Below are 17,849 nucleotides of genomic sequence, written 5' to 3'. Positions count from 1 at the left end.
GCGTGAAAGGAGGGGACACCGTGGGTGAATATCATGACTTAACCATACACAAAGCTGCGCTGGAAAATGATCAATGGAAAGAAACATTGAATAAGAAACTTCCGGAACGCCAGAATTACGGAATGGAAAAATCGTTGGAATTCAGTGCATTAGCAGGTAGAATCATAGGCACTACGTATGATGAGACCGACTACCTTATGACCCTGCATCACCTATACCAGAAAGAATCCATCCATGTGCTAAGTGAGTCTTTAAATAAGCAGATCCCGCCAGAAACGTTTCAGGCGGTACAAAAAATCATAATGATTAATCAGGAGGAAAAAGGGTTATCTACTAATCGGTTTGTGGCTTTTTTAGATGGAGAGAAGCTTACTCCGAAGCACTCGAATCCTGCAATGAATCGTCATATCCGTTTATCTTTAATGAAAGTACTTGATACATTTAAGAGCTCTCACTCCAAGGGATTTACGGATCCGGATTTTCGCAGAGTTCTTGTTGATTTAGTGAAATGGTCCTGGAACCACTTGGATCCTTGGCTGAATGAAGTCAATATAGAAGAAGAGATGCCTCATGTAATTTGGTATGGAGACGCTACCAAAAGCCAGCTCTACTTCTTATATTACTTAATGATCTTAGGCTGCGATGTCTTACTATTCCATCCCGAGGGAAAAGATCAATTCGAATTAATCGACCCTGAGCAGAAGCAATCTCTTGTGTATCAATATCCGGCAAAAGGAGAACTTGAGCCTTTCCCTGTTGAGGAACCAAAACGTCAATCAACGGTTGCTTATCGTTCTTCTCAGGAAATGGACCATGTGCTTCATCATGAGGGTTCTCAGCTCTATAAACCATGGCAGTTTAGAAATCACACCCCTAAATCGGTTACATTAAAAACGACTTATGACGAATTATTTTTGATTGCCAAGGAAAAAGCCTTTATTCGTCCAAACTTTAAAGCTTCAAGAGATACCGTGGAAATTCCGAACATTTTCGCGAAAATCATGGGGGTATCTACCAATTCCAAAGAATATTGGGACAGGCTGCAGTCACTCACGGAGATGAAAGAAACTGAATTAATAAAGAAATTTCCGTTTACCGATGAAATCCATGCGAACTACACCTTTCATTTGCGGGACGCCACTAATCGAGAGGGGAAGATAGATCCAGGGAAGCTGATGGAGACGAATGTCTGGCAATATCAGCATTTACCAAGCGGAACTCAGAAGGCAATCGCCGAAACCATTTCTAGGATATGCGACAAACCAAAGCTTTTGCCTAAAAATAATGAAACAAAGGAAGATGTCCGGTTGTATTTATTCACCCAGGTGACTAATCTTCCACCATCTTTATTACATTTAATGCAGACTTTTGATTATTCTCAAACCGTTCCTAAACTCGTTCTTTATAATACCGAAATTAATGGCACACTCGCTCGTTCGGATGCAGCAAAGCTTCTTTTACTTAATGCATTTGGTATCGATATTGTTATTTATAATCCCCCGGGTCACAACTGTATTGAACAGTTTATTGAGGAAAAAGAATTTGATACGCATTGGCTGGAGGAAATGACATTTGGCCAGGAGTTTAAAGAACCAACGTTTGTGAAGAAATTCTTGAATTCTATTATGAAGTAGGGAGAGAATACTATGACAAATTCAAATGAATCCGCAATTACTACACTAGACCAAAAAGAAGAGATCACCGAGGCAAAAGCCGATGATATTCGCGGCCGTTTAAGAAAAGAACCGGAAGTTCAGCAGCTAAGTAATCAAATTGACGTTAAAGACCAGATTGCACTGCTGGAGTTTGGTAAAGAACCAGCTTATGAGATTTCTCAGTTTTCCGATCGAATTCTTTCTATGATGAGGACAAATAGCGTTACAGACTCTGGAGTGATGCTTACTCAGCTTGGTAAAATCATGGATAAGTTTGACAAAAAGGACTTTGAAGAAGAGAAAAAAGGGCTGTTCTCCAAGATTTTCAAGCGGGGTAATGATATGATCGAGAAAATCTTCGGCAAATATCAAACCATTGGCGGAGAAATTGAAAAAGTACACGTGGAAATTTCTAAGTATAAAGATGAAATGACGCAATCTACCACGACCCTTGAGGAAATGTACGAAAATAATATTAATTATTATATGCAGCTTGAAAAATATGTAGTTGCTGGCCAAATGAAAATAGAAGAGTTACAGCAGATTGTACCTGAATATGAGCAGAAGGCCGCCAATGGAGATCAGATGGCAAAAATGGAGCTGGACACGCTTAAAAATGGATTACAGGCATTGGAAGAGAGAGTCTATGATCTCGATATGGCACGTATGGTAGCCTTGCAGACGGCTCCTCAAATTCGCATGCTTCAGCGCGGGAATACGAAGCTCATTGGGAAGATCAATTCCGCCTTTATTATTACCATTCCAATTTTCAAAAATGGTATTATTCAAGCCGTTACGGCGAAGCGTCAAAAACTGGTGGCTGACTCTATGAGTGAACTTGACCGTAGAACAAATGAAATGCTTAAGCGTAATGCGGAAAATATTGCGAACCAAAGTACCGAAATCGCTCGCCTGTCTGGCCGGCCAAGTGTGGATATTGAAACGATTGAAGAGTCCTGGAACACGATCGTCAAAGGGATGGAAGAGACAAGAGCGATTGAAGATGAAAATAAGCAGCTGCGTGAAGATGGAACTCGCCGTATTATGGAGCTGCAGGAAAATATTAAACGTATTGGACAGTAAGCTATCTAAAGGGACAGTGAGACTTAGCGCTTACTGTTCTTTTTTTACTATGGAATCAAGAATTCTAGAAACGTGCAGGGGTCTGGAAGACTCGATTTCGTGACAGTTGTAGAAATGGGCAGCGGGGAACGATTCGGTCATGCGCAGAGTTTTCCCAGGCATAGCCTTCGGGGATCTCACCTGTTAGGTGCATCCAACAGAAATCTTGCCGTCCCCTGCGGACTTTGCCCTTTACAAATGCTCGAATCTACCAATCATCCACCTATACAGGGAGGGAGAGCATCTCTCCATGCGAAATCTCGGCTTTACTAGCATCCAAGGGATTTAAACAACGCACACTTCTTATGTCAAATGTGTCCGTTCACCTGAATAGGGCATTGTTGGATGGGAAATGAGGAGACTCCCGCGGGAGAAGGAGCTAGGCAAGACCCCACAGAGAGTGAAACGAGCGAGGAGGCTTGCCAGTTCCCCAGCAGGAAAGCGAGTTATTTCCCATCCAACCCTAGTCTTCCTAAGGCGACGGGCTTAGAATGTCTCTAAACGGAGTATTCCAGATATGGAAGCTTTTATATAAAAGGATGGGGAAGTGTAAGAATAGTAAAATCATAGAAGAAGTTTTTGGAAAACTGTGCAGGGGTATGAAAGTAGTAAAGGAGTGAATGGATTGGATAAACAAAAGCTGGAAACACAAATAGAAGACTTAAGAGAAATGATGTATGAAATTTATAATAATGACCCACAAGATGAAGAGTTAATTACAATATCACAAGAGCTCGATTCACTGCTTAATAAATGGCGCGATTATCAGAATAAGCATTCTTCACAAAGCCGTAAATTCTGACCACACCATTCTTACTGCAAAGTATACCCCCGGGTTCTTTTCAATGTACCTAACTAAAATAGATCTAGTCTGGATTGACGGGAATACAAAGGTACTGATAATTTGACTATGAAATAATTGCAATAGCAGAGAATAGCTAATTCTCTGGCTGATAGGTTCGTAATTTTTTTTGGATTACAGAACTGGATCTTGCTAAATATGGAAGCTTATGATATTTTTTAATCAATGCCATTCCATTCGCTATTACGACTGCGGGAACTTAACCATTCTTCATGGGATGGCAGGTTACATAGATCTAGACTTCTTTTAGATCACTCATAAAATAAAGTTATAAAAAAACGCTTAGTCTTAATAACTAAGCGTTTTTTTTAGTCTTCTATTTGCTAAAATAAGCAATACAATCGCACCAAACCCAAAAATAATACTGCCAGAAAACATGCCAAGCCAAACATATGTCAGTATTCCGCCACCTATAAGGGCTATACGGTGATTGTCCCCCCAGTCATTACGCCCAGACCAATGATAAACCATTAAGAAAAATCCTGTGGCTAGTATTACACAAGCACCAAAACTCACCCATCCATAAGAAGAATCGGCGAGCATAAATAAGCTTGAAGTAATGAAAGAAACTCCCCCTATGAACCAGGGTTTCGGGGCCGGAGTTTCTAAGGAAACACTGGTATGATATTTGCATTTAAAGGAAACAATCACAAGGATTATGACGGTTAAAGTTGTTCCTAGTAATTGTGGTACTGAAGCAAAGAAATGCTTTTCCATTTTTGTTTCATAACAGAGATAGGCTGATCCAATAATAAAGAGGGCAGCAACGAACCCTAAACCTTTTTTACTAAGCCACGGCTTCAATTTCCGTTCAGGGAAAAGTGCCTCAATAAGGAGGATCGGGATACAAGTGCTCCATACCGCATGCATGGCCAGAACGTATATCGTTAACCTGCCATCCATACCAAGAAAGGAAATATACGAATTCCATTCTTGCCCAGCAAGATAGTTAGGATTAAAAAGCATTTGGTCGACAATACCTTCTTCTATCAGACCATAAGCAATTCCGAGGATGAGCAGCATGACTGTTCCTTGCCCAGCCCTTCGAGTGACCTCACGGATTAGAATAGCCCCGCCTCCATACATTGGAGAGAGGAAAAGAACATAATAAATTTCTGATAACGATAATATTCCAAGCAAATACTCTCCAAAAAGAGGGGCGAGGAAGAATAACAAAACAGCAGGTAGAATTCGTCTTTCTTTTAATTCTGTTGGTCTTGACGTGATATGCGCTTTCTTTTTTACTTTCATATTTACCTCTTCTTTTAAAGGATATTCTTTTAAACTCATACGGATTTTTAAGCAATTATCCTGCCTGCAGCATTTGATAAATGAATAAGTAAATCATAATTCCTGTAGGACGACCTTCTTTTCTATCTAACGAATAATTATACGTAAAAATTATCTTTTAGACAATGTATCCTCATTTGTCTCAAAATCAAACCCATGCCAGCTTACTTATTCCAAATTTGAAACTTTTTCCATAATCATCCGTAACAGTAAGACATAGGAATAAGCAAAAGCGGAGGTTTTCATAAAGTGAATAATAATAAAAATTTTATCCTGTTGGATTTGGTATGCTACATTGTGTTCCCGTTAGCTGTGTGGCATCTGACTAGAGAGGCAATAGGAGATTATTATGCGATGCTGTTATCGACAGTGCCAGGGATCATTTATACGGTCTATCGTTTTTGGGCATTAAAAAAGATCAACGTGTTTGGAATCTATATGGTCGTCAACCTTATCATCGGTACGCTGATCGACGTTTTCGCTGGTTCTGCGCTGCAGTTATTATGGAACCATGTGATTTATGCGTATGTCATGGCCGTTGTCTTTTTAGTAACTATCCTCCTGAAAAAACCGCTCGCCCTTTACTTTGGTCTAGACTTTACGGAGATGCAAGGGTATGATCGCAAGTTTAGCAATCAACTATTTCATAAGCAAAAACTCTACTTGATATTCTGTCTCATCACCGCTGCCTTTGCCCTTCAAAATGTGATTCTAGCAAGTATTAAAGTGTGGCTGATTAAAGAATATGGAGTAGACGCTTTTGATAAAGGCATCATTTTGAAGCAAGCACTCAGCTGGGGAATTTCTTTCGTCATTATGGGCGGGTATTTCTATATTGGGAAGGTGATTAATAGCTCGCCAGATTTGTTACAAGAGGTGCAATTGGAAATGAAAGACCAAAATAAAAGGGAAGCATAGGGAAGGGCTGCCCTCTTATGCTTCCTTTTTTATATTTATTACTGCAACAGCAACCTACGCGACCTTACTAGTATGAAGGAGGGGCGAGGTCATAGAAGCGGCACGTATTATTAAAAAGGATCGAATACGTCCGTTCTAAAGGCAGCTGTTTGATCTTGCTAATCTGGTTAATGGAAGAGTGAATCATAGCCGGGTGGGTCAGCTGATCAGTAAACGGGCCGTTAAATGGCCAAGGACCGTCTGTTTCCACCATCATCAGCTCGATAGGATAGAAATCTATGATGTTCTGGATTTCGCGTTCATATAAGCAGTCGGGAGTAATGGAAATAAAGTAACGATTGTTGATCATTCTTTTCATTGTTGACTGTTTTCCTTTGAACCAATGAAAGTGTGCTTTGGCGATCGACTCTTGTTCTAGTAGATCACAAACTAAGTCTGCCTGATCATAGATGGCATGCAAAATAACGGGTTTATTGAGTTTCGCTGCCTGATGAATGAATCTCTTTAAGAGCGTAACATAGGGTTCCATTGCTAACTGGGGATCTTCCTTTTTCAGATAGTAGGGAAGACCGACTTCACCGATGGCAGTAATAAACAGTTTAAATCTTTCCGATAGAGAAAGCAGTTCCTCAATTTCCTCTTCAGAGGGGAGGAGTTGCTCAGGGTGAAATCCTACTGCCGGCTTAATCCGTTCATTTTCCCGGGCAAGATCTAAAGTATCGTAAGCTGATTTCAAATGGTTAGATACGGCAATAAGAGCTTGGATGGAACCAGATTTCATATCCTTCAGGAGTTTCTTTTGTTCTTGATCGCTATACATTTCAAGATGAATGTGGGCATCAATTACGGCTTGTTTCATAGCATGTCTCTCAATTCATTATAGATTTCTTTCTTCCATTCAAGAAATTCATTGGTGAGTGTAATATTTTCTTTTCTTGGACGGTCAAAAGGAACATGAAAGGTCCGTTTTACTTTGGCCGGACGGTTCGATAATACGATAATTCGATCTGATAAGAATAAGGCCTCTTCAATGTTATGAGTCACAAAAAGGATGGATCGTTTATGTTCTTCCCATATGGAGAGTAGCCATTTCTGCATTTCTAATCGAGTGAACTCATCCAGTGCGGAAAAAGGTTCATCCAGACAAATCAGTGACTGAGGACTTAACAAACTGCGGATGAAAGAAGCACGTTGCTTCATCCCGCCGGAAAGTTGGTGGGGATAAGCTTGAGCATAACCTTCCAGACCGGCAGCTGCGATCATTTCACTTGCTTCCTGCTCGTTTTCCTGGCCAACAATTTCGCCTCCCACTAGAACATTTTCTAAGATCGTCCGCCAGGGGAACAGGGAGGGACTTTGCGGCATATAGCTAATCTTTCCTCGTTTGCCGGTAACGTTCTTGCTGTCTAAATAGATTGAACCGGAATCCGGCTGATAGAGGCCGCCTATTAAATGAAACAGTGTACTTTTCCCGCTGCCGGATGGTCCGAGTATAGAAACAAATTCTGCTTCATTCACAGAAAAGGTTACATCTTGTAATACAGGCGCATTTTCAAATGACTTTGAGAGACCTTCTATCGATAATTTCTTCATGTCTTGTCCACTCCTTTCCGCTGCCAGCTGGTGGTCTTTTTCTCGATGAGATGGATGATCAAAAAGAACAGAAGACTTAAAGCCATAATGAGAAAGATGGCGACAAATACCCGGTCCGTTCTAAAGGAAGAAGAAGCGAGGGTCATATACACGCCGATTCCGTTCTTTGCCCCCAGCCATTCAGAAATAACTGCTCCCATTACACTGTAGGTGGCAGAAATCTTCAGACCTGAGAATAGTGAAGGCAGGGCGTGCGGCCATTCCAGCTTGCGAAAGATCTGTCCCTTTGCGGCGCCGGCCATCTTCATATAGTGCATCAGTTCCTGGCTGGTCTGACGCAGTCCGTCCATCACCGCAATCGCGATTGGGAAGAAGCAGACGAGAACGATCACAATAATCTTAGGAAGCCATCCGAATCCAAACCAGATGACCAGTAAAGGTGCAAGAACAATGATCGGGATGTTTTGCGACAGAATAAGAATAGGGTAAAAGGCTTGCCGAAGCGCAGGAATTAAATGCAGGGCGATGGCCACTACTAATCCAAAAGCCGTTCCGATGCAAAAACCCAGAAGAGTCAACTCAATGGTTGAAAAGAGGTGATGATGATATTCAGTCCATCCCTCAATGCCTTCCTGGCCGATATCAGAAGGAGCAGGAAGAAGCCACTCGGGTATTTCAAAGAAACGGCTGCACATTTCCCAAATGAGCAAGAAAAGGATGAGGACCAGCATAGGTCTCCATCCTTTTTTAAACAAAGAGATCAACGGTATTTCTCCGTTAATTGATCCATGGAGGCTCCGCTTGGCTGATAAAGAACTTTAATTTGGGAAATAACATTTGTGCTGCCTTTTTCAATCATAGCTTGATTCATTTTTTCAATTAAGGAGAATATCTCTGAAAGCTCACCTTCAATGGTTGTTTCCAGCGGGTGTACTTCATACCGTAACCCTGAGTCTTCAATCAATGATATGGCGTGATCTACATAAGGAATGACGTCTTCCCCTTGTTTCGTCTTTGGAATAATTTGAATGCTGACTAATGAGTTTGCCAATCTATCTCATCTCCTTTATTTGTTAGGTAAAAATTTGTTGGTATATGCATCTTCTACATTTAAGTGCTTATCTAATAAGTCGTGGTTATACATCCATTCAGAGTAATTTTCCCATACTTTCTGGTCTTGAATTCCCCACTGGTCTGCGTCATCTTTATACTTTGGGGACAGCCATTTTTGACTGGCTTTGACTAGTTCTGGATCTAAATCAGGGACAGCTTTAATTAAGATATCAGCAGAATCTTCCGGGTTGTTGATGGTATATTGGTATCCTTTGGAAACTGCGGCCATGAAAGCTTTCACAGTATCTGGCTTGTTCGCGATCATTTTCTCGTTTGTAGTGAGAACGGGCGTGTAATAATCCAGCTTATCTGAGTAGTCGGTTAAGTATTGCATGTTTAAGTCCTGACCGCGAAGTTCTGCCTCGACCCCGGTCCATCCGTAGTAAATCCAAGCAAAGTCTACGTCTCGTTTAACGGCAGTGAAAAAGTCTGTATTACCCATATTTACAATATCGACTTTATTTACGTCCGCATCTTCTTTTTCCATAATGGAAGAAATAACGGCTTTCTCAACGGGCGCACCCCAGCCTCCGTAGGTTTTCCCTTCAAATTTCTTTGGGGAAGTAATATTTTTATCTTTTGGTGAAGCGAATCCTGAGGTGTTGTGCTGGATGATTGCGCCAATAGACACGATAGGAATATCCTGTACACGTGCTTGGGTAATGGATTCCTGTGCACTAATTCCGAAGTCTGCTTTACCGGCAGCTACCAGCTGATCGGCACCTGTTTCGCCGGGCATCATAACTTCTACATGGAGTCCTTCGTCTTCGAAGTATCCTTTCTCTTTGGCAACGTAAATTCCCGTATGATTGGTATTCGGTGTCCAATCGAGAACGAGTTTCACGTTTTTCATTTGTTTCTTCTGGCTGGTACTTGCCTGTGACGTTTCTTTCTCCTGATTGCAGGCAGCGAGAAAGAGCAGCAGGCAGCCCATGAAAATAAGTAATTTCTTCATTGGTTTTCCTCCCATTCGTTTGACTAACTGAAAGTTCTGGAACAATTGAGAAGGGAACCTGTCTAGGTGAAAGGAAAATCAGGCATACAAAAAGCACCCTGGTACCATACCTAGGGTGCACATATTTTTAAAAAACGGAATGTCGTTTTCTATGTTTCCTACGCTGGTTTAAACCAGATCAGGTTCTAAGGGTCAGTACCTTTTCGGATACAATCTCAACCAGCTTTACTGGTCCCCCTACATTCAAGATTATTCAGTTAAGTTAGTCGTGAATAATTAAATCTTCCCATAGAATCGCTTTTTAATCAACCTTTTAGCTGATCGACGTGAATTAATGACGTTTACTTAACCAAAGTACGCCTGATTTAGCAAGTCTTGGCAGCAGGCCGGTCATTGGCTTCTGAAGCATATTGCCAAATCCATCTGACTTACCTAGCGAGCCCAATGATCCTTTTAACTTGATTTCTTTAGGCTTTTGAGGCTCTTTGCCTGCAAGAACAGCAGTTAGAATCGCGGCAATTTCCTCTCCTTGCTGGCCAGCAAGCTGAGCACTAGGAGAATATTCTGAAGACGCACAGTCTCCCACCACATAAATGTGAGGCTGCTTCGGAATCTGGAAGAATTCGTTCACTTTAATTTTTTCTTGATTGTCTTTCTCGACGGGCATTTCTCTTACTAGATAATTTGGACGCACTCCTGCTGTCCAAATCGTTACGTCATTAATGAAGCAGATGCCATTATTACAAACGCCGTCTTTTTCCACATATCCGACATTGGCATTATGAATGACTTCTACATCATTTTTCTCAAACCAGTCTTCCACATAGTCTTGGATTTTCGAGTCAAAAGCACGAAGCACCGTTTCTCCTCGGTCCAGTAAACGGATATTTAAATCCGGACGGCTCTCTCTAATTTCAGAGGCCACTTCAATTCCGCTCAACCCGGCTCCAACTACAGAGACCTTCCCGTAAGCTTTCAAATCATTGATCGCTAGTCCGGCCTTTCTGGATTGAGAAATCGTTTGGACACTATTGGTAAACTCTTTAGCTCCTTCAATCCCGTGATAATTATCTTCGCAGCCAAGGGCAACTACTAAATAATCGTAAGAGATGGGTTCGTTCGGATCCTGGACAATAATTTGTTCATTCTCGGTATCGATTTTTTCTACTTCAGCAAATACGTAGTCGACTTGATCGTGGGCTGGAAAATCCAAACGAACATTACGGTCAGATTCTGTTCCTGCAGCAATCCCATAAAATTCTGTTTTTAGTGAATGATAAGGATTACGGTCCACTACAGTAATTTGAACGTCCTTAGGCAGATCCTTGTCCAGTAAGGTCGTAAGTATCTTAATCCCGCCGTAGCCACCACCCAGTATGACTAATTTCTTCATCATTAATTACCACCTTTGTGTAACAGCAATGTTGTGAAATCACGTTGATTCTGCATTTTTAATAGTAAACGCTGACGCTGCCTTCCATTATAAAGAGTACCAAAAATAAAGGAAGAAGACTAGATATACCTGATAATTTAACTATTTCCTTTGCAGAAGTTTTACAAACGGTTTCAAGCGAAGTTTTATTCTAGTCCAATAGGGAAAGAGTAAATTAGACAGGGGAAGATTGTCACAATTTCTAGAAATGGAGGATAAGAAGACATGGACAAACAACAAAGTATTATCGAAGAATCGTTAACAGCATTGCTAGAAGATGAATCATTTCTTCCAGATTTAAAAGAACAAACAAGGGACCAGGCATTTAAATCACTCGTGTCTATTCTCTCTACCCCTAATCATATACATAAATCCTTTTTAAGGGTAGCGTTAGAAAATGGTATGATTATCCGGGTACCGGCATTCCGAGTTCAGCACAATGATACAGTTGGCCCCTATAAGGGCGGGATCCGTTTTCACGAATCGGTTAATGAAGGGGAAGTTGCTAATCTGGCCAAATTAATGACGTTAAAGAATGCCTTACACGAACTTCCTTTCGGCGGAGCGAAGGGCGGAGTGGTTATTAACCCGCGCGACTACTCCAATAAAGAGCTGAACTTGATCTGTAAAACCTACGTGCAATACTTTGATGATATATTAGGACCGTCGAAAGACATTCCTGCTCCAGATGTTGGAACAGGGGAGCGGGAAATGGACTGGATGATGGGTGAGTATAAAGAAAACCATCCAGGCGAAGAGTATAGAGGAAGCTTTACGGGAAAAAGCATTGTCAATGGTGGATCCCTTGGCCGAAGGGAAGCCACAGGAAAAGGAGTCTATTTCACTTTTCGTTATATGATGCACGACTTCTTACGAGAGAATAAGAAATGGCTTTCTGAAACGGATAACCGATTTGCCAAAACAGCTCTGGCTCATGAGGATCAGTCGTTGAGAATGGCTGTACAAGGATTTGGTAATCTCGGTTCAGTGGCAGCGCTTGAAGCATATAAATGTGACTATTTACAAAATAAAATTGTCGCCGTAAGTGATCAAAATGTGATGGTATATCATGAAGAAGGTCTGGATATTCCTGCCTTGGTTAAATATACAGAGGAAAATGAAGGTGAGCTTCCAAAAACGGAAGAGGACCTGCAGAATAGTGATATCAAAGCAGAGATAAAGGAACGGGATGATCTGCTTGAATTAGACGTGGACGTGCTCCTGCTAGCGGCATTGGAAGACCAAATTCATATGGACAATGTAGAGAACATTAAGGCAAAGTTGATTATTGAAGGTGCGAACGGGCCAATAACAGAAGATGCCGATAAATATTTAGCAGATCGAGGTATTCTCATTGTTCCTGATATACTGGCAAACGCCGGCGGGGTTATTGTTTCTTATTTCGAATGGGTACAAGGCCGAGACACACAATTTATGGATGAGGACGAAATCTATAAGAAGCTCTATAAGAAAATGAAGCATACTATGGACACAATCTATCCTCAATTCTTCGGCGATCCGTTCCCGCTGCGTCAAAACTGTTACATTCATACAGTTATGAAGATATCTACAATTATGTATCGTCAAGGTAAGCTGTACTAAATAGATTAAATCAGGCACCGTCTTTAACGATTAAGACGGTGCTTTTTTTAGTTCATTTACCAGAGATTGAGAAGTATTTGAAGGTGCTGAGACATAAGGAGATCCTCAAATCTAAAGTCGAACAATCTAGGAAAGATCAGAGGTTCACCTGAATGAATGCTTGGAAAATACACGACACTTGGCCGTCAGGTGGTCCTCCACCTGCAGAACTCTACTTGGGCCGAGATAAAGGAACGGGATCAAATTTCTTTATATTTGACAAGAATTCCCTTACTATTGGTTTCAATACATACAACTAGGAGAGGGAATTTCACATGAAGGAAGTCTATAGTGAAGTGATACAATTTCGCGGCAGTCATTATGATTTTGGCTATAAACAAGGAGAACGGCTGAAAAAAACATTAACGGTTAAAAATCGGGAAAAACAGTGGAAGGTACGAATTCCCCGATTTAAAGTGCAAGAAGAAGAAGTAAAATCCGCCATTACTCGTTTTGCACCTGGGCTTTGGGACGAGCTCATTGGGCTGAGAGATGCGCTTGAATGGCCGATGGAAAGAGTGATGATGGAATTTGGCGGATATCGAGTTAATTATAAGAAATCCGGCTGCTCGATCATTACCGGAGATGGATATTTGATACGGAATTATGATTATATGCCAAAAACTTACGAGGGGCGTTTCAGTTTCTTTAAGCCGTTAGATCAGGGGTACGCCTCAGCTGGCCCTACTCAGCGGATTACAGGCAGAATGGATGGGATGAATGAGAAAGGATTAGTTCTTGGTTATAATTTCATGCACCGAAAACGTCCTGGTCCCGGCTTTATTTGCTGCATGATTGGAAGGATCATATTAGAATCCTGTGCGAGTGTGGAGGAAGCGGTATTGATGCTCCGTGAAATTCCGCACCGTCATTCTTTTAGCTATACAGTCTTTGATCAGGGCAATACTGCGTATGTCGTGGAGGCATCTCCTAGAGGCGTAGAAGTGCGGGAATCTGATGTGTGTACAAACCATTTTGAAATCTTAACTAAAGAAAACCGCAATCATCTTGTGGATTCCATGAAACGATTGGAATCGATGAATCAGGCGAAAGGTCATTTAAGGTCGGTTGAGGATGCTTTTCGGTTTATGAATGGCACTGAAAACGGTGTGTTTTCCAAGCAATACCGTAATTGGGCGGGGACTATCCATACGTCTGGATACGTACCTCAGAATCTTAAAGTGCTGTTTGCCCTTGGCGGTGATGAAACACCCGTTACCTTTGATTTTAAGGAATGGCTGGCAGGCGGGGATTTAGAACGATCACGCATAATTGGCCGCGTCGATACGAATATCCCTTTTGTGCACATGGATGAAGGAGCTTTCTGGAACGGTAAAACGTATAATTAATTTAGGAAATCAGCGGGGAGTTTAATCATCTCGGTTTTAAAAATAGCGAAAACCCGAACCAGGGAAAAATAACTGGTTCGGGTTTTTTGTAGTATGCCGCTTTTTTTACATAAAACAGGAAAAATGACGGAGTTAAGAAAGATTGTATTTGGGTATCGATTAGGAAACCAGTTAGTAAAGCAGGAAGGTCTTATTTTAGGAGGAATAAAAATGCCGCGATTGTCAAAACTCATGCAAAGGTACACTCCTTCGGTAACGGATGAAGCAGAGCTTTATCAAATACTAGAAGAACACACTACAGAGAAAGAGAAAATCAAACAAGATGAAACAGCTTATTATAATAAAGAAAAGGATCAAGAAGCAGTCCAGTCATACTACTGCGATATTGATTTCACTCAACTTAATGAAGAGAACTTTATGTCCGCACTCCACCAGCTGCTGAAGGACACACATAAACATCCGAATTCCTATAATCCGAGCAAATACTTGTATCCACGCGTAGATTTGCGGCCGGATGGAAGACTTATTAGTGTATATTCAGGGAAAATCCGGCAGCCGGAAGAGGTGATTAAAGAAGATTACCAGACCTCCTTATCGAGAAAAGACGCAATAGAAAAGGCCGATGATTTTTCCACAGAAAGTGACACTCAGTTAGTGAAAATTATGGACAAACTGAAATATAATTGCGAGCATACCGTTCCGCAATCATGGTTTAATGAAGATGAACCGATGCGTGGCGATCTTCACCATTTATTCACTTGCGAACCTGTCTGTAATTCGATGAGAAGTAATTATCCTTATCACGATTTCTTCGGTTACCAGCCGGAAAGTGCCAACATTGAACAAATTCGAGAAGCATGCGGTAAAGCAGAGGACCATCTATTTGAACCAGAACATGGCAAGGGGACGGTTGCCCGCGGGGTACTCTATTTCTTAATTCGATATCCAGATCAGCTCGTTGATCATCACAAAGACGAAATCGATACCCAGCTTCTATTAAAGTGGCACGAACAATTTCCACCTGAACTATATGAGAAGCACAGGAATCAGGTAATCTTTGAAATGCAGGGAAATCGCAATCCGTTTATTGATTTCCCTGAGAAATTGAAGAACATTCAATTTTAATAATAAGTATGTAAAGGAATAAAGCTCACCAGCCATCCGGCGATCTAACCGCTGGACGGCTGGTGTTTTTTTACCAGAATGGGAAGAATGGCGAAAACCATCGTATGCCGAAGAATGGAAAACCAAACAATCCAAACGGTCCGAAGAACGGGAAGAAGCGGTTGTCATTGGACTGGGCAGCCTGGTTTTGCGGAGTATTTGGATTTGCCATGATGAGATACATGTGATCTTTGTCGAAACTGTGCAGCATCCCTTGATACATTGTGCCATCATTCATTTGGATTTGGATGAATTGGTATAAGTATTGATTACATGCCTCATGCATTTGGTTTTGGTTCATGGCTTGCGTGCCTTGGGGTTCAGCAGCCTCACGCTCATTATTCGTAATCATAGCAGCACCACCTTATTAAATTTAATGTATTCTATTCACTGGGCGGAAAAGTGTGTTTCTATTGTTAACTCCGCTAACTTAAGATGGAAGCTCGTTAGATTATTAATAGTCAGTAGATTCTGTTAAAATTAAACAGAATATTAAGACAGAGAATCGTTTCGTTGAAGTCATGTTTTTCATGCAGGTAACCTAACAATAATTAGAAGAGGTGGTTTCTTTGATCAACGTAGCTTTATTAAGCAAATGGCACGTACATGCGGTGGATTATGCAAAGCAAGCGAAGGAAAGTGATCATATTCATGTTAAGACCGTTTGGGATGAAGATCATAAGCGTGGGGAAGAATGGGCGGATGAACTCGGCGTTCCCTTTGTAGCAGACTTATCTCAAGTACTTAGCGATTCAGAGATTGACGCTGTAATCGTAGCGGCACCAACGAATAAACATAAAGAAATTATGCTGGCCGCTGCTGAACATAAGAAACATATCTTTACGGAAAAAGTATTAGCGATGAATGTTCAGGATTGTGAAGAAATATATTCTGCTGCTGAGAAAGCAGATATCGAATTGACGGTCTCGCTGCCGAGGCTTACGGAGGATTATTATTTGTACGCTCAGAATGTGATTGATAACGGGAATCTGGGAACGATCACGATGATGCGCTGCCGGCTGGCACATAATGGAGCCGTCCCGGGAGAGAATCACCCGAAAGGCTGGCTTCCGGAACAATTTTTTAATGAGGAACAATGCGGGGGAGGCGCGCTGATTGATTTGGGCGCCCATCCCATCTATCTTGCCAATCGACTGCTTGGAAAGCCTGCAGCCGTGACGGGAAGGTTGGAGGAGATGATGAACAGGGGAGTGGACGACCATTCAGCGGTGATTGTGGAATATGAATCTGGAGTCCTGGCTGTTCTTGAAACGAGTTTTGTTTCAGCTGGCAGTCCATTTCAACTTGAATTATATGGGACGGAAGGAACTCTTCTGGTAGAAGATGATCATATTCGGATTAAAAGCTCTCATTTTGACAGCAATGAATGGGCCGCTCCAGATGAATTGCCTGCCTCCTTGCCGATGCCGATGGAGCAATGGGTAACTGCGATTGAACAAGGAAAAAAGACGAAGATCAAGAAAGAAGACGCTCTTCAGCTGACCCTGATTAATCAAGCAGCAGCTTTGTCTCATAGAGAAGGACGACGGGTAACTCTTAGGGAACTAGTGTGATAAATAAACGGACACAAAGGAATTTTACGCATAGAAAAACCCGAACCATGTATGACTGGTTCGGGTTTTCCAATGGTAAAAAGGGCAATGTCGTGGTTTTGCTTATGCGACTCGCAGTATCATGTAGTTCTAAGCGATAGGGATTATAGTTTTTTTGCTGCTGCGTCTACGGTGTGTTTGAGGAGCATGGAGATGGTGACTGGGCCAACTCCGCCTGGAACTGGGGTGATGGCACTTGCTTTTTCGTAGCATGAGTCATAGTCCACGTCGCCAATGTTTCCTTTATTGTAACCCGCATCGAGCACCACTGCCCCATCTTTAATCCATTCTCCTTGGATGAAGCTTGGTTTCCCAATGGCTGCGACTACAATATCAGCTCGTTTTAAAATGTCTGGCAAGTCTTTTGTGCGTGAATGACAGGTGGTTACTGTAGCATTTTCATTTAGTAACAGGGCGGATACAGGTTTTCCTAGAATCGGGCTTCTGCCAACGACGACAGCATTTTTTCCTTCTGCTGAAATGTCATAATAATCTAGGATTGTCATGATGGCAGCGGGAGTGCAGGAAGGGTATTCACCAAAACCAAGAGCCGTTTGACCGTAACCTGTACTGGTTACACCGTCGACATCCTTTTCAATCGCGATAGTGTCAAATGCTTTTCTTTCATCAATTTGTTCAGGAACAGGGTGCTGGAGTAAGATTCCGTGTACGGCATCATCATGGTTCAATTTATTAATCGTATCCACTAATTCTTCTGTAGTAGTTTCACTTGACAGATGGATCCGTTCTGACTGAATGCCAAGCTTCTTACAGGCGTTACCCTTCATTTTTACATAGGTTTCAGAGGAAGGGTTTTCTCCTACCAAAATAGTAGCAAGGCAGGGGGTGACTCCTTTTGATTGCAGTTCTTCCACACGTACGGCCAAATTGCTTCGTATGTCTTTTGATACAGCTTTTCCATCTAAGATTAATTTTTCCACTTGAAAACCTCCCATAGTAATAACTGAAAATACTCCTATAAACAACAAAAGAGATAAAGATGCATTCATCCCTATCTCTGCCCAGACGACCCGACCGTATATAAAATGCAGTTTCCACGTGGTCTTTTCCACAGATGTCGTCAGTTACTGCATTAAGGTATTGCTTTTCTTAAAAATATCATAACCAACTTCATGATGCAA

General features: G+C 41.7%; 17 protein-coding genes and 2 riboswitches. Of the genes, 8 read left to right on the top strand and 9 right to left on the bottom strand.

The features are described from left to right. Positions 1 to 20 precede the first annotated feature (20 nt). From Q7A53_RS08425 to Q7A53_RS08415, 3 genes are all read left to right on the top strand, one after another. Complete coding sequence (locus Q7A53_RS08425; protein ID WP_411788704.1) at positions 21 to 1,634, top strand: YceG family protein; 1,614 nt, start codon at positions 21 to 23, stop codon at positions 1,632 to 1,634. Between the two features lie 12 nt (positions 1,635 to 1,646). Then, the gene (locus tag Q7A53_RS08420; RefSeq protein WP_411788703.1) at positions 1,647 to 2,738 is read left to right on the top strand and encodes a toxic anion resistance protein; all 1,092 of its coding nucleotides are present in this window, start codon (positions 1,647 to 1,649) and stop codon (positions 2,736 to 2,738) included. A 664-nt stretch (positions 2,739 to 3,402) separates the two neighbouring features. Next, on the top strand, positions 3,403 to 3,579 hold the full coding sequence (locus Q7A53_RS08415; protein WP_411788702.1) for a Spo0E family sporulation regulatory protein-aspartic acid phosphatase: 177 nt from the start codon (positions 3,403 to 3,405) through the stop codon (positions 3,577 to 3,579). A gap of 348 nt (positions 3,580 to 3,927) precedes the next feature. Here the strand turns inward: Q7A53_RS08415 and Q7A53_RS08410 are convergent, their stop codons facing one another. Beyond that, the gene (locus tag Q7A53_RS08410; protein WP_411788701.1) at positions 3,928 to 4,890 is read right to left on the bottom strand and encodes a hypothetical protein; all 963 of its coding nucleotides are present in this window, start codon (positions 4,888 to 4,890) and stop codon (positions 3,928 to 3,930) included. 288 nt (positions 4,891 to 5,178) lie between these two features. Here Q7A53_RS08410 and Q7A53_RS08405 point away from each other — a divergent pair, with 288 nt between their 5' ends. Next, positions 5,179 to 5,847, top strand: coding sequence for a VC0807 family protein (locus Q7A53_RS08405; RefSeq protein WP_411788700.1), 669 nt, complete (start codon positions 5,179 to 5,181; stop codon positions 5,845 to 5,847). A 67-nt stretch (positions 5,848 to 5,914) separates the two neighbouring features. Here the strand turns inward: Q7A53_RS08405 and Q7A53_RS08400 are convergent, their stop codons facing one another. The 6 genes from Q7A53_RS08400 to Q7A53_RS08375 all read right to left on the bottom strand — a co-directional run bounded on the left by Q7A53_RS08400 (position 5,915) and on the right by Q7A53_RS08375 (position 10,901). After that, the gene (locus Q7A53_RS08400) at positions 5,915 to 6,706 is read right to left on the bottom strand and encodes a TatD family hydrolase (protein WP_411788699.1); all 792 of its coding nucleotides are present in this window, start codon (positions 6,704 to 6,706) and stop codon (positions 5,915 to 5,917) included. Further along, on the bottom strand, positions 6,703 to 7,440 hold the full coding sequence (locus Q7A53_RS08395) for an ABC transporter ATP-binding protein (RefSeq protein ID WP_411788698.1): 738 nt from the start codon (positions 7,438 to 7,440) through the stop codon (positions 6,703 to 6,705). Before Q7A53_RS08395 ends, Q7A53_RS08400 begins: the two co-directional genes overlap by 4 nt. Continuing rightward, complete coding sequence (locus Q7A53_RS08390; protein ID WP_411788697.1) at positions 7,437 to 8,171, bottom strand: ABC transporter permease; 735 nt, start codon at positions 8,169 to 8,171, stop codon at positions 7,437 to 7,439. Before Q7A53_RS08390 ends, Q7A53_RS08395 begins: the two co-directional genes overlap by 4 nt. 29 nt (positions 8,172 to 8,200) lie before the next feature. Then, positions 8,201 to 8,491, bottom strand: a complete 291-nt coding sequence (locus Q7A53_RS08385) for a thiamine-binding protein (RefSeq protein ID WP_411788696.1) — start codon at positions 8,489 to 8,491, stop codon at positions 8,201 to 8,203. Between the two features lie 15 nt (positions 8,492 to 8,506). After that, positions 8,507 to 9,508, bottom strand: coding sequence for an ABC transporter substrate-binding protein (locus Q7A53_RS08380; protein WP_411788695.1), 1,002 nt, complete (start codon positions 9,506 to 9,508; stop codon positions 8,507 to 8,509). Positions 9,509 to 9,646: 138 nt separating this feature from the next. Then, positions 9,647 to 9,757: riboswitch (TPP riboswitch) on the bottom strand. A gap of 82 nt (positions 9,758 to 9,839) precedes the next feature. Further along, positions 9,840 to 10,901: an NAD(P)/FAD-dependent oxidoreductase gene (locus Q7A53_RS08375; protein WP_411788944.1), complete on the bottom strand. Its 1,062-nt coding sequence runs from the start codon at positions 10,899 to 10,901 to the stop codon at positions 9,840 to 9,842. 264 nt (positions 10,902 to 11,165) lie between these two features. Between Q7A53_RS08375 and Q7A53_RS08370 the strand changes: the two genes are divergently transcribed. The 3 genes from Q7A53_RS08370 (at position 11,166) to Q7A53_RS08360 (ending at position 15,055) form a co-directional block, all read left to right on the top strand. After that, complete coding sequence (locus tag Q7A53_RS08370) at positions 11,166 to 12,542, top strand: Glu/Leu/Phe/Val family dehydrogenase (RefSeq protein WP_411788694.1); 1,377 nt, start codon at positions 11,166 to 11,168, stop codon at positions 12,540 to 12,542. Positions 12,543 to 12,856: 314 nt separating this feature from the next. Then, positions 12,857 to 13,930, top strand: coding sequence for a C45 family autoproteolytic acyltransferase/hydolase (locus tag Q7A53_RS08365; protein WP_411788693.1), 1,074 nt, complete (start codon positions 12,857 to 12,859; stop codon positions 13,928 to 13,930). A gap of 210 nt (positions 13,931 to 14,140) precedes the next feature. Then, positions 14,141 to 15,055, top strand: a complete 915-nt coding sequence (locus Q7A53_RS08360) for an endonuclease I family protein (RefSeq protein ID WP_411788692.1) — start codon at positions 14,141 to 14,143, stop codon at positions 15,053 to 15,055. Positions 15,056 to 15,125: 70 nt separating this feature from the next. On the opposite strand, the gene Q7A53_RS08355 is transcribed toward Q7A53_RS08360, so the two are convergent. Further along, positions 15,126 to 15,446 carry an LSm family protein gene (locus Q7A53_RS08355; protein WP_411788691.1) on the bottom strand — a complete coding sequence of 107 codons (321 nt, stop codon included), beginning with the start codon at positions 15,444 to 15,446 and terminating at the stop codon, positions 15,126 to 15,128. Positions 15,447 to 15,663: 217 nt separating this feature from the next. Between Q7A53_RS08355 and Q7A53_RS08350 the strand changes: the two genes are divergently transcribed. After that, a complete protein-coding gene (locus tag Q7A53_RS08350) occupies positions 15,664 to 16,668 on the top strand; it encodes a Gfo/Idh/MocA family protein (protein WP_411788690.1) in 1,005 nt (334 codons plus the stop codon). Positions 16,669 to 16,811: 143 nt separating this feature from the next. Here Q7A53_RS08350 and Q7A53_RS08345 read toward each other — a convergent pair whose 3' ends face one another. Then, on the bottom strand, positions 16,812 to 17,648 hold the full coding sequence (locus tag Q7A53_RS08345) for a bifunctional 5,10-methylenetetrahydrofolate dehydrogenase/5,10-methenyltetrahydrofolate cyclohydrolase (RefSeq protein WP_411788689.1): 837 nt from the start codon (positions 17,646 to 17,648) through the stop codon (positions 16,812 to 16,814). Positions 17,649 to 17,720: 72 nt separating this feature from the next. Further along, positions 17,721 to 17,806, bottom strand: a riboswitch (ZMP/ZTP riboswitch). Positions 17,807 to 17,849 lie beyond the last annotated feature (43 nt).

Origin of the sequence: Halobacillus rhizosphaerae (genome assembly GCF_046719735.1) — a bacterium.
Taxonomy (GTDB): Bacteria; Bacillota; Bacilli; order Bacillales; family Halobacillaceae; genus Halobacillus_B; species Halobacillus_B rhizosphaerae.
This window is presented reverse-complemented; position numbering and strand designations above follow the sequence as displayed.